General features: G+C 63.1%; 10 protein-coding genes. 7 read left to right on the top strand and 3 right to left on the bottom strand.

Translation table 11 applies throughout. The annotated features are described in order from the left end of the window. Positions 1 to 65: 65 nt before the first annotated feature. Positions 66 to 1,148, top strand: coding sequence for an RNA-guided endonuclease InsQ/TnpB family protein (locus tag HTZ84_RS19740; protein WP_174682229.1), 1,083 nt, complete (start codon positions 66 to 68; stop codon positions 1,146 to 1,148). A 103-nt stretch (positions 1,149 to 1,251) separates the two neighbouring features. On the opposite strand, the gene HTZ84_RS19735 is transcribed toward HTZ84_RS19740, so the two are convergent. Continuing rightward, on the bottom strand, positions 1,252 to 2,643 hold the full coding sequence (locus HTZ84_RS19735) for a sulfatase family protein (RefSeq protein ID WP_174682228.1): 1,392 nt from the start codon (positions 2,641 to 2,643) through the stop codon (positions 1,252 to 1,254). 164 nt (positions 2,644 to 2,807) lie between these two features. On the opposite strand from HTZ84_RS19735, the gene HTZ84_RS19730 reads away from it, so the two are divergent. Then, positions 2,808 to 4,337, top strand: coding sequence for a sulfatase (locus HTZ84_RS19730; protein ID WP_217468247.1), 1,530 nt, complete (start codon positions 2,808 to 2,810; stop codon positions 4,335 to 4,337). A 540-nt stretch (positions 4,338 to 4,877) separates the two neighbouring features. Continuing rightward, on the top strand, positions 4,878 to 5,828 hold the full coding sequence (locus HTZ84_RS19725; protein ID WP_174682227.1) for a halocin C8-like domain-containing protein: 951 nt from the start codon (positions 4,878 to 4,880) through the stop codon (positions 5,826 to 5,828). A 127-nt stretch (positions 5,829 to 5,955) separates the two neighbouring features. On the opposite strand, the gene HTZ84_RS19720 is transcribed toward HTZ84_RS19725, so the two are convergent. Together HTZ84_RS19720 and HTZ84_RS19715 are read right to left on the bottom strand one after the other, a co-directional pair. Continuing rightward, a complete protein-coding gene (locus tag HTZ84_RS19720) occupies positions 5,956 to 6,156 on the bottom strand; it encodes a hypothetical protein (protein WP_174682226.1) in 201 nt (66 codons plus the stop codon). Between the two features lie 570 nt (positions 6,157 to 6,726). Then, positions 6,727 to 6,951 carry a hypothetical protein gene (locus tag HTZ84_RS19715; protein ID WP_174682225.1) on the bottom strand — a complete coding sequence of 75 codons (225 nt, stop codon included), beginning with the start codon at positions 6,949 to 6,951 and terminating at the stop codon, positions 6,727 to 6,729. Positions 6,952 to 7,256: 305 nt separating this feature from the next. Between HTZ84_RS19715 and HTZ84_RS19710 the strand changes: the two genes are divergently transcribed. The 4 genes from HTZ84_RS19710 (at position 7,257) to HTZ84_RS19695 (ending at position 12,490) form a co-directional block, all read left to right on the top strand. After that, on the top strand, positions 7,257 to 7,565 hold the full coding sequence (locus tag HTZ84_RS19710; RefSeq protein WP_174682224.1) for an Hsp20/alpha crystallin family protein: 309 nt from the start codon (positions 7,257 to 7,259) through the stop codon (positions 7,563 to 7,565). A 132-nt stretch (positions 7,566 to 7,697) separates the two neighbouring features. Beyond that, complete coding sequence (locus tag HTZ84_RS19705; RefSeq protein WP_174682223.1) at positions 7,698 to 8,363, top strand: LUD domain-containing protein; 666 nt, start codon at positions 7,698 to 7,700, stop codon at positions 8,361 to 8,363. Positions 8,364 to 8,497: 134 nt separating this feature from the next. Beyond that, the gene (locus HTZ84_RS19700) at positions 8,498 to 9,889 is read left to right on the top strand and encodes a putative sodium/potassium/calcium exchanger (protein ID WP_174682222.1); all 1,392 of its coding nucleotides are present in this window, start codon (positions 8,498 to 8,500) and stop codon (positions 9,887 to 9,889) included. A gap of 63 nt (positions 9,890 to 9,952) precedes the next feature. After that, positions 9,953 to 12,490 (top strand): heavy metal translocating P-type ATPase, encoded by a 2,538-nt coding sequence (locus HTZ84_RS19695; protein ID WP_174682221.1) that lies wholly within the window; start codon positions 9,953 to 9,955, stop codon positions 12,488 to 12,490. The last annotated feature ends 48 nt before the right edge of the window (positions 12,491 to 12,538 follow it).

Genomic DNA, 12,538 nt, shown 5'->3' with positions numbered 1-12,538 from the left:
TCGACCGCAACCGCGCGCGATGACGGCCCAACATATAAGTAACATTAAATATGTGTGAAAATATAGTGGAATACCGTCGCACCGCCGTCATCAAACTCGACACTCCCGAAGGTGCCGACGCATCCCTTCGAGAGACTGTCGAGCAGTTCAAACACTGCGCCAACACCGCGAGCGAGTGGTGCTGGCACGGCGACGACGGATACCACGTCACTTCCAAAGCCAAAGCCGAACGCGCCCTCTATGACCGACTCCGCGACGAAACTGACCTAACTGCGAACCTCGTCCAGAAAGGGATTCGCAGGGCGGTCGAAGCCATCAAAAGCGGAGTCGAACGGCTCAAATGTGGCGAGAACACGTCGCAACCGCACTTTTCTGCCGATAGCGCGGTGTACGACAAGCGGAGTGCGACGTTCCACCGTGACCACGTTTCCCTTTCGACTGTGGACGGACGCGTTGAGTGCGACTACATCCTCCCCGACGACTCGGAGACGCCACCCACCAAGTACGTCTCCGAGGACTTCGAGTTTCGGATGGCGCACTTGCAGTACCGCAACGGTGACTGGTATCTCCACGCTTCAATGCGGAACGTCGAGGCAGACGAGGAATCGCCCGAATCCGAGTCCAAGCACAGAACAGTCCTTGGTGTGGATTTGGGCGTGAACAACCTCGCTGTTGCTTCAACGGGACGATTCTGGTCGGCAGACGAGTTCAACCACTGGCGTCGAGAGTATGAGAAGCGTCGTGCATCCCTACAGCAATGCGGGTCTCGCCACGCTCACGAGAACATCGAGTCAGTCGGGCGGAAAGAGTACGGACGCTTTGAGATACACCTGCACACGGTGGCGAACGAGCTTATCGAGGAGGCCGTCGAGAACGACTGTTCGCACATCGTGTTCGAGGACTTGACCCACATTCGGGAGAAGATTCCCGAAGCGAACGACGACAATCGGTCGGGCGAATCATTCGAGTGTCAGCAGTGCGGGTATGAGAACCACGCCGACTACAACGCTTCCAAGAATATTGGCTTGCAGTATCTCCGTCGCAGGCAAAACGCAGGTGACGGAGGCGCACCCGTAGATGTGCGCTTGAATCGCGGGACGTTGAACGTGAGCGGGGAGTACGTGCCTCCTGCCTCTGTTGAGGCATAGAACGGGAGCCCACGCGAAAGCCTCGGGGTCGTTCGGAAGACCGGAGGTCTTCCGTGATGACGAGAGAGCTTTGCTCTCTCGAACCACTTGACCCCGAGGCGATTTACGACCAGATGTCGTCGCGGTCGTCCGCCAGCCGCGGGTGGACCGTCTCCCAGTTGTTCGGCAGGACGGGGCCCTCGAGCAGCGGATCGTCGGTGGCGGCCATCCACTCGAGCAGTTCCTCGCGCAGTTCGTCGCGGACGGTCGCGGTGGCCGGGTCGTCGGGCCCGTCCCCCGCCGCGAGGTTCTCCCGCTCGAGCGGATCGGCCTCGAGGTCGTACAGTTCCTCGTAGGGCCGCTGCCGGCCGTAGTACTCCTCGTGTAGCTCGCGGCCGGCCGCGCTGCAGAAGACGTCCGTCGTCATGTAGACGACGGGTAGGTGCCAGAAGTTCCGGATGTACTTCCAGCGGTCCGTGCGGATCGACCGGATCGGGTTGTATCGATCGTGCCAGGTCATCCCCGAGAAGACCCGATCGCGCGGGTCGTACGCGTCCTCGTCTTCGAACAGCAGCGGCCCGAAACTCCGGCCGGCGATATCGTCGCCGTCGGTGTCGACGCCGGGGATCGGCGCGTCCGCGATATCCAGCAGCGTCGCGAAGACGTCGACGTTGCTCACGAGGTCGTCGACGACCCGCCCCGCCTCGAGGGTTCCCGGTTGGGCCATCAGCAGCGCTGCCTCGAGGCCGGCGTCGAAACAACAGCCCTTCGCTCGCGGCATGGCCAGCCCGTGTTCGGTCGTAAACACGAGGAGAGCGTCCTCGGCCAGTCCCGCGGTCTCGAGGGCGTCGACGATCGTGCCGACGCCGTCGTCGATCGCTCGGACCATGCCGTTCATTTCGGCGATATCCGACCGGATTCCGGGCCGGTCCGGCAGGAACTCGAGCGGGGCGACGTCGTTCGGATCGGGACCCTCGTAGCGCTCGCTCTCGAACCCGAAGCCGCCGTTTTCCTCGACGCGGTGGAGTTCGAAGAAGCCGACCGACGCGAAGAACGGGTCCTCGTAGTCGCCCGACTCGAGGAACGTCGCGACGTCCTCGGAGACTTCGCGTGCACGGGAGGTCTCGTGAACCGACGTCGGGACCTCGTCCGTCAGGGGCTCGTCGCTGTGGCTCCGATCGAAGCCGAGTCGGTCGGGGTGTTCGGTGACGTGCTGGAGACCGAAGCGGTGGGTCTCGTAGCCGGCCTCGCCGAGGAGTTCGGGCAGGAACCGTTCGTGAGGGCCGACCTCCCAGTTGCCGTGGGCGAGCCCGAGCATCCCGTTCTGGTGCGGGTGCCGTCCCGTCATGAGACTCGAGCGACTCGGCGAACACTGCGGGGCGGTCACGAAGTGCCGATCGAACCGAACGCCGCTGGCCGCGAGCGCGTCGATCCTGGGGGTGTCGACGGCCGCGCCGTAACACCCGACGTACCGCCCCAGGTCGTGGCAGTGAACCAGCACGATATGCGGTGGCATGATCGCCGTCTACGGCGACGAGGGGAGTAACCATTTGGACGCGCCCGCTCGGGAGAGCCTCTCTCGATGCAGAGTGTCGATGGGTCGAACGCGTTCCAATATCGTGAACCACCTGCATACTCCGGGCTGATGACCTTCCCTCCGAGGGTGGGAGTAATGGCAGTATGGCTGAGTCAGTCGATTCATCCGATTCTGCAGATGTCGACGCAGCGTCGGCCAACGGACGTGATCCGAAGTCACATCCCACCGTGCGGAACGTCGCGCTCGTCGTCCTCGATACGGCGCGTTCGACGAGCACCGGTCCGGAGACGACGCCGGCGCTGAACCGACTCGCCGACGACGGCACCGTTTTCGATTCCGCCTTCGCGACTGCCCCCTGGACGCTCCCGTCTCACGCCTCGATGTTCACCGGGACCTACCCCTCCGAGCACGGCACCCACGGCGGCCACACCTATCTCGACGACGAGTTGCGGACCCTCCCGGAGTCCTTCGCTGACTCCGGATACGAGACGATCGGCGTCTCGAACAACACCTGGATCACCGAGGAGTTCGGCTTCGACCGGGGCTTCGACGACCTCCGGAAGGGCTGGCAGTACATCCAGTCCGACGCCGACATGGGCGCCGTCGTTCGCGGCGAGGACCTCCGGGAGAAACTGCAGGCGACCCGCAACCGGCTCTTCGACGGCAATCCGCTGGTCAACGCCGCGAACATCCTCTACAGCGAGGCCCTCCAGCCCGCGGGCGACGACGGCTCCGACCGGTCGACGGCCTGGATCGCCGATTGGCTCGACGACCGCGACGACGACCGACCGTTCTTCCTGTTCTGTAACTTCATCGAGCCCCACGTCGAGTACGATCCGCCCCGCGAGTACGCCGAGCGGTTCCTCCCCGACGGCGCGAGCGTCGACGAGGCGCTCGCCATCCGACAGGATCCCCGCGCCTACGACTGCGAGGACTATCACCTCTCCGAACGTGACTTCGACCTGCTTCGCGGGCTCTACCGGGCCGAACTCGCCTACGTCGACGAGCAGCTCGGACGGCTCCGAGAAGCCCTCGAGGACGCCGGCGAGTGGGAGGACACCCTGCTCGTCGTCTGCGGCGACCACGGCGAGCACATCGGCGAACACGGCTTCTTCGGCCACCAGTACAACCTCTACGACACCCTGATCAACGTCCCGCTGGTCTGTCACGGCGGTCCCTTCACCGACGGCGGGCGGCGCGAGGACCTCGTCCAGTTGCTCGACCTCCCCGCCACGCTGCTCGAGACCGCCGGTATCGACGACCCCGAACTGCGTACGCAGTGGTCCAGCCGCTCGTTCCACCCCGCGTCGGACGACGACCCCCGAGACGCCGTCTTCGCGGAGTACGTCGCCCCACAGCCCTCGATCGACCGCCTCGAGGCCCGCTTCGACGACCTTCCCGACCGCGTCTACGAGTACGACCGACGCCTCCGGGCCGTCCGCACGCGCGAGTACAAGTACGTCCGCGGCGACGACGGGTACGACCGACTCCACGACGTCGAGACCGACCCGCTCGAGCGCGAGGATCTCTCTGGCCGCGAGCGCGAGCGGGTCCGAGCGATGCAGCGGCGCCTCGAAGAGCGGTTCGACCCGCTCGCCGAGGCCGGCGCGAGCGGCGAGGTCGAGATGCGCGAGGGGACCAAGGAGCGACTCGCGGATTTGGGCTACCTGTAGCGATCAGCGTTCGTCTCGGTAGCGATTGCGGCGTTCTCGAATCCCACTATCTATCGGCAGTTTGTACTCGAGAAGTCGACGTACAGCGACGCGTGCTGTCGCTCGCTCGAACGGCAGCGTACTGATCGAGACACATCGTACGAGGACCGTTCGAGTGTACCGAGCGAATTGGTTTGGAGAGATGTCGAAGCCGACGGTAGCAACCTTCTAGAACTGCACGACTGAACGGTTTTTGCGAATGTAATCGGTACCGGAGTTGAAGTCCTGAGTTCGGTCTCGACGCGAAAGGGAAATACGTCGAAAGAATGACCGACTCGAGTGAAAGTAACTGTCGTCGAAAACGGTGGTCTCGAGTTAAATAACTATACATATGTATTCGATAGCGGAGTGAATCATCTAATAAATAGTTATTAAATACTGAGTGATTTAAACTGGTTATTCTAACCATAGAATCTTATTTATATATTATTATAATAGACTACTACTAAAATAAATTCAATTAGAAAATATTAAGTTATAGTGTAATAGCTTTATTCATGTATGTCAGAAGACGACATCAATAGGAGGAATGCTCTGAAAAAGATTGCTGGAGGCGCAACAGCAACTGGTGTCCTTTCGACAATGTCGCTTAACGTTGCAGCCGCTGAGGCAGTTGATGGGGATGTCGTTGAGGAAGACCCTGTCGAAATTTTCGAAGGTGACCAGAAACTTTCGCTTGCCAGTGACTTGGCTCGAACGCCAGAATTCGGTGAGTTGCTAAACAAAGCTCAGTCGGAAGGCTATTATCTCGAATGGAGCCTCGATAATATTTATGCTGGACAGACTGAATCTGGATCCTTCCGACGTGAAGTCGCTTCCTATAACTTGGTAGGCAGCGATAGTGATGAGCACGCTGCGATTCATATTGGTCGCGACCTGAACGATAATAGTATAATTTTCGCTAATTTCGATATCGAGCATCTGGACAGGAACGGTATTCCTGAGGAAACTATCCGTTTCGAGGTTGTCGATTCCAGCGCTGAAGCGGGGACAGAAGTGCAGGCGTTTGGAGGACACACAGCGGATGATGCAGAGCAGGAAATCGAGCGAAAAGTAATCGAATCCGATCCCCGTGCTAAGGAACAATTCATTACGGAACTTGATCAGCAGTCGTTATCGGTTCAGGGGATCACCCCTGCCGCCAGCATTCCAGACGATTTCCCGGCTGAGTTGGATATTAGCACGTGTAACGGCTGCTATTATGCTTCGACTCTCGTCTGTCGGAACCTCTGCGGTGCAGGCGGTGGATTCCTCTGTGGTCTCCTCGGAATCTCTATCGTCGGTGGATTTAGTTGCGTAACTTTCGTCGGAGCTGTATGTTGGGTGGCCAGCAAGGCTCCGCAGTGCGCTGAACCCGTCGCTGCGACCATCTGTAAGGGAACTGGACTTGATATCTGTGGGCCTAACGAGAAGCCCGGAAGTCCGCTTGACGTCGACATTCCACAATTCTAGAACCAAAACGAAATTATATATTCTGTTTTTACTGATAATGTGCAGTATATTTGGCCATCTATTACCAGATACAGTGAATCGGTAATCGAACTTCAGTACTTGAAAGAGCAGAACGCATCGTTTTTTCTTATGAGCGTTTTCTGAGACCGAGATAGTACGCAGTCCCCATTACAACACCGCTAAGGATTACTTCGAAGAGGCTCAGGACGGGATTCCGTCCGATTAGGAGAAAAAATGCCAACAATACTGTTGAACTCGCGATCGCGACGATGAGTGCACCGAGTTCAATCGAGACCTCATTCCCGAATCCAGTATCAAGCATTGCCATTATTTCATCTATACACAGACTCTGTATAAAAATTTTTGGGACCTCCGGCCATGGATTTCATTACGGTCCGTGAGGCTTATTTAATACCTCTGTACGTGCCAAGTTTCCAGTTCTCCCATCCTTGGCACCGTTGAGTCTGCCTGTTGTTTTGCCAGTACGGAGTCGCTGGAACGTCGATGGACATAGGTTATCGTAGGTTTGTTCAAACAACAGAGCACAAAGACGTTTCCTTTAGGGATTCATGTTTACTACACCAATGTCTTGGACAGTGCCTTGTTGAGTAGACAGGTAGACCACCTCCGAGGTTGTTCAGAATCTGCTTCGTTCCAGACCAATCTTGCCATAGTATAGAGGCTCTTACAAATTGATGGATAAATTAGATACGCAGGCAATACGATTGTTGGAAGACCATGATCTTAAGCGACGGCGCAATACCACGGCCAAAAAATAGTAGAATTGTTCCGGTTCAACAGAGGACCGATATTTAATTTGAAAGCCCAGTTATTCACGGATATAGTTATAAATTGTGGAATATCAATTCCTATTGACTACTAAATATAATTTAGGCGACTATATCTGCCCCTCGAATACCTTCCTAGCATTTCCTGAGATATCATAGAGAAGAGACAAAATTGCACAGAGATTTATTACAATAATCTCTATAACTAGTCCTACCAGCCCAATTTTGTCCAATATCCACGCCCCATTTATAAACATGCCTGCTGCAATACTACCACTTATTGCAAATGCAACCAAGACTAGAACTGAACCATATGCTTTAATCCTTTCTCCCATATTTACACCATAGTAGAGTTGGATTAAATAATCTATCGATCACTCTCGTACCCATTGCTCGGGTACGAGTTCGAGACTATAACAGCGATCGTTCGCTGCTTTACAGCAAACGGAAATCAGTCGCTGCATCGATAGATGTTCGCTACCTGACGGTTTGGGATAAAGTGATCGGAGTGACGAACGTCGAAGTCACATGACGGTTCATGGATACCCCACGAACTGTCGATCGCTCCGCTCCTCGTAGCCTATCAAACGGCCAGTCGTACACGCGGAGCCATTTGGCGCTCGAGTCGAACCGTCGTCGCATGTCCGCGTTCGGCGCCGCCGAAACGACGCCCCTCCCGTTCCCCGTTCGGATCCTCCACGACCGCACCGCCGACCGCCTCGAGATCGTCGCCGACGTCTCGCCGGCCGAAATTGATGACCTCACCGTCGAGGCGGGCGCGACTCGAGTCCAGATTGCGATCGACCGCGACGACGAGCGCGACGCCTGTGTCCTGTCGCCGCTGACGTCGATCCCCCTGCGGCGGGCCTTCGGCGGGGATCGCAGCGCCGTCTACAACAACGGCGTGCTGACGATTTCGCTCGAGACGACGGGTCGTCGAACGCGATAGTCGCTCGCCGCCACCGAGCCGCGGCGATCGAATCGCGTCCGAGCACGAGAGAGTCAACTGCTCGAGCACCGGGACCGGTATTGCAAGGCAAGGCCGGCGTTTGATCGGTCGGGCGGTCGAACGAGCGAACGGATGAGCGACGACTACTACACGAAGGGCGATTTCGTCGACGACCTCGAGGTGGACGCCTCAAGGTTCGATACAGACCCGGACGAGGAGACGATCGAGACGGTCGTCTCGAACGTCGAGGACCGGAACATCGACGTCCACGTCTTCGACGACGGCGACGCGGCTCGCGAGCACCTCCGCGAGCAGATCCCCGACGGCGCGTCGGTGATGGACGGCCACTCGACGACCTTAGAGGAGCTCGGCTTCACCGACGACCTCGAGGACGGCGACGGGTTCGACTACCTCAGCCACCGGATTCAGGGGACCGACGACGACGACGATCGCGCCGACGCCCGCCGCGAGGCAACCACGGCGGACGTCTTCTTCGACAGCGTCAACGCCATCGCGGAGTCCGGCGAACTGCTCGGCGCCAACGCGCTGGGCAACGGCGTCGGCGCGTGGGCCTTCGGTGCGAAGAACCTCGTGTTGGTCGGCTCGACTAACAAGATCGTCGCGGACTTCGAGGCCGCCGTCGAGCGCGTCCGGGAGTACGCCTATCCGCTCGAGGACGCCCGCGCACAGGAGGTCTACGGGCAAGGCAGCGTCGTCGGGAAACTCGTCTCGATGGAGTACGAGCGGGTCGACGACCGGACGCAACTCGTGTTGCTCGAGGGGGACCACGGCTTCTGAGCGGACGGCATCGAGGACGTCCCGCGAAGCCGTCGTGCGCGTGCCTGCAGCACCCTTTTGCTCGCGAGTCCGATACGGTGGACCTAAGCCGATCGACCGAACGCCGATCCGCCGACACCGCGACCGAACACCCGATGTCATCACAGAACGCTCGTCTCGAGACCGGCGGCTTCGTTCCCTTCTATCGGTCCTACACGAAGACGTGGATCCACGCCGTCGCGACGGCCGGCCTGACCGCGTTCGGGACGCTGACCATCGTCCACCGATGGTTCGCCGCGCTCGCGCTGGCGTCGTACGTCGTGCCGCCGATCGTGCTCTACCTGCGCCACGGCCGGAACGACGACCGGGCGGACGCGGACCGAGGCGCGTCGACGCCCGAACGCGACGAGTCACCGACCGAATCCGAGCCGGAATCCGACACACCGAAATCCGAATCGAACCACGCCGAACCGGAATCCGAACCGTCGGGATCGAGCCGCGCCGAACCGGACGCGACGGACACGAGGGACGCGCTCGAGTCACCGCCCTCGAGCGACGACGATGGCGAATCGATCGCGGCCGATGGGACGGCAGACGCCGCGGTGCGAGACGCTCGAGAGAAACCGGAACCCGAATCCGAGCGGGAGTGGCACGCCGTCGAGGCGCCCACGGACGCGACGCTACGAGACGCCGCGGTCGCCGCAGCCGACGACACGGCAGAGTCGAGCGCCGCCTACGCGGTCGGCGACGGCGGGATCGTCCTCGCCGACGACGGCGACGAGTGGACGACCGTCCTCGAGGACGGCCCCGCCGCGGGGGGCAACGACCTCCGCGGGGTCGACGCGACGGCCGACGGCGCGGCCGTCTGGATCGCGGGCGACAGCGGCGCGGTGGGACGGATCGACGCCGAGACGGGCCGTCACACGGACTTCACGGCCCCCGAGGACATCACCGACAACTGGCTGGGGGTCGCCGTCGGCGGCGCGAGCGGCGCGGAGACGGTCCTCCTGATCAACGGCTCCGGCGCCGTGCTCCGCGGGACGTACGGCGCCGACGGCGACGGCCGCGCTCTCGAGTGGACCGGTCCCGAGAAACCCGGCAGCGGCTCGAGCCTCTCCGGCGTCGCGTTCGCCGACGACGCGGTCGGCTACTGCTGTGACACCAACGACGGCGTCTTCGAGACGACCGACGGCGGCGAGTCGTTCGATCGAGTCGGACTCGAGGGCGCCGACGGGACGCTGACCGACGTCGCGACCGCGGGCCGAGACGACTGTCTGGTGAGCGCAGACGACGGCGTCGTCCACCGCTACGACGGACCGACCTGGACGCCCGAGCGGGTCGCCGACGACGCGCTGACCGGCCTCGCCCGCCGAGAGGAGCGGGCAATGGCGTGTGCGGCCGACGGCGCGGTCCACGAGCGCGCCGGCGGCGCCGCCGGCTGGAAACGCACCGATACCGACGCCGCCGGCGCGCTGTTGGCCGTTTCGCTCGGCGCAGCGCGGGCGGTCGCCGTCGGCGAGGACGGAACGATCGTCGCTCGAGGGTGAAGACGGAACGACCCTCGACCGAGGTTGACAGCGTTATGTCCCTCGAGTCCGACTGTTCGGACAGTGAGCGAAACGCGAACGGACCGGGAGCGGTGTCGCCTCTGTGGAACCGCACTCGAGGAGTCGCCCGGCGAGCCGGTGGCGGACGCGGGAGCCGACGGGCCGTTCTGCTCGACGGGGTGTCGGGATATCGCCGCGGACCTCGGCGTCGGCGAGGGCGGTGCGGACGGGACGGTCGACGCGGACGAGACCCCCGATGACGATCGCTCCGCGGACCTCGAGCGGTCGTTCTTCCGGATCGACGGGATGCACTCGGCCCAGTGCGAGGCGTACCTCGAGTCGGTCGCCGAGGGTCGCGACGGCGTCGCGGACGCGGCGGCCAGTTACGTCACTGAGACGGTCCGCGTCGATCACGATCCAGACCGGATCGCGGCGGAGACACTCGAGGACGCGCTGAGCACGACCGGCTACACGGCCTACCGCCGCGAGGAGGCGGCCGAGGACGACGACGCGGCGAGCGACGAGAGCGCGACCCGCCGGTCGCGCGAGATGCAGGGGGTCCGAAAGCGCCGCTCGGAGAACGTCCTCGAGGTGCGCTACATCGTCGGGATCGTCTTCGGCTCGTTCCTGCTGGTGCCGTACGTCACGACGTTCTACCCGATGTATCTCGCCGCGTTCACCGACTACTGGCTGTTCGAACAGTTCGCACAGCAGTTCGACAGCTACGAGGTCAGCCTCTACGCCCCGCTGTTCATGGGGATGACCGGCGCCATTCTCTACCTGACCGGCCGGCCGCTCCTGCGGGGTGCGTACGTGAGCCTGAAGCTCCGCGAACCGAGCACGCACTTACTGGCGACGCTGACCATCGTGGCCGCCTACGCCGCCGGGGCGGTCGCCTTCGTCCGCGGCGGGCCGGATCTCTACTTCGACCTGACGATCCTCGTCGCCGCGATCGTGATGGGCGCGATCTTCTACGAGGAGACGGTCAAACGCGACGCCTTAAACCGGCTGACCGACCTCACGATCTCGCAGGTCGGCACGGCCCGGGTCCTCGAGTCCGACGGGGCGACTCGGGAGGTGCCGGTCGCGGACGTCGCGGCCGACGACCGCCTGCTCGTTCGCGCGGGCGAGCGCATCCCGGTCGACGGCCGCCTCGCCGAGGGGCTGTGTACCGTCGACGAGGCGGTCGTCACCGGCGAGTCCCTGCCGGTCTCGAAGGCCGACGGCGACCCGGTGATCGGCGGCTCGGTCGTCACCGACGGCGCCGCGGTCGTCGCCGTCGACGACGAGACGACCAGCAGCATCGACCGGCTGACGCGGACCGTCTGGAACCTCCAGAGCGCGGACCACGGCGTCCAGCGCCGGGCCGACGCGCTCGCCGGCACCGCGCTTCCGATCGTCGTCGCCGCGGCCGTCGTCGCGGGACTGGCCGCCCTCGTCCTCGACGGGACCGCAGTCGGCGTCGCGGCGGCCGTCTGCCTGGCGCTCATCGCCGCGAGCCCGTGGGCGTTCGCGTTCGCGACGCCGATCTCGATCGCCTCGAGCATCCGCGACGCCCTCGAGCGCGGGATCGTCGTCTTCGACGAGAGCGTCTTCGAGCGCCTGCGCGAGATCGACGTCGTCGTCTTCGACAAGACGGGGACGCTGACGACCGGGGAGATGACCGTCCTCGAGGCCGACGCGCCCGAGGATCTCCTGCGGGCCGCCGCCGCGGTCGAGCGCCGGGCCTCGCATCCGGCGGCCGCGGCGATCGCGAACGCCTTCGGCGACTCGACGGACGCCGCGTCGGACGCTCGAGCCGACGGCGGCGTCGTGGACGACGCCGAGGACGCCGCGGGCGGCGAGGGCGCCGAACCCGGAACGGTCCGGGAGTTCGAGCGCCACGCCACCGGCGTCGGGGGGGTCGTCGACGGGCGGCGAATCCTCGCCGGCCACCCCGACCTCTTCCGAGAGCGAGGCTGGGACCTCGAGGACGGACTGACGGACCGCATCGCCGAGGCGCGAGAGGCCGGCCACCTGCCCGTCGTCGTCGGCCGGGACGGTCGCGCGGAGGGAGTCATCGTCGTCGGCGACGAGCCTCGAGAGGGGTGGGCGGAGACGGTGACGGCGCTGGCCGACGAGGGCGTCGACGTCGTGGTTCTCACCGGCGACGACGGCTCGGCGGCGGCCGCCTTCCGAGAGCACTCGGGCGTCACGCGGGTCTTCGCGAACGTTCCGCCCGCGGGCAAGACCGCGGCGATCCGTCGGCTGCGCGCCGAGGGGCGCGTGGCGATGGTCGGCGACGGCACCAACGACGCACCGGCGCTGGCGGCGGCGGATCTGGGGCTCTCGCTGGGCGGCGGGACGGCGCTGGCCGCCGACGCGGCCGATCTCGCGATCGTCGAGGACGACCTCGCCGCGGTCGAGCGCGCGTTCGCCCTCGCGCGGGCCGCCCGCCGTCGGGTCGTCCGGAACCTCGGCCTGGCGCTCGGTTACAACGCGATCGTGATTCCCGTCGCGCTGGCGGGCCTGTTGAATCCGGTCGTCACGACCGGCGCGCTGGCCGTCACCGGGCTGGCGATCACCGGCAACTCGCTGCGCGAACTGGTCGGCGACGAGTGAGGCTGTCGCTCGAGGCCGGTTCTCGGCGCCGATCGACGAAAGAGTGAC

The organism is Haloterrigena gelatinilytica, from assembly GCF_013342145.1.
Lineage (GTDB): Archaea > Halobacteriota > Halobacteria > Halobacteriales > Natrialbaceae > Haloterrigena > Haloterrigena gelatinilytica.
This window is presented reverse-complemented; position numbering and strand designations above follow the sequence as displayed.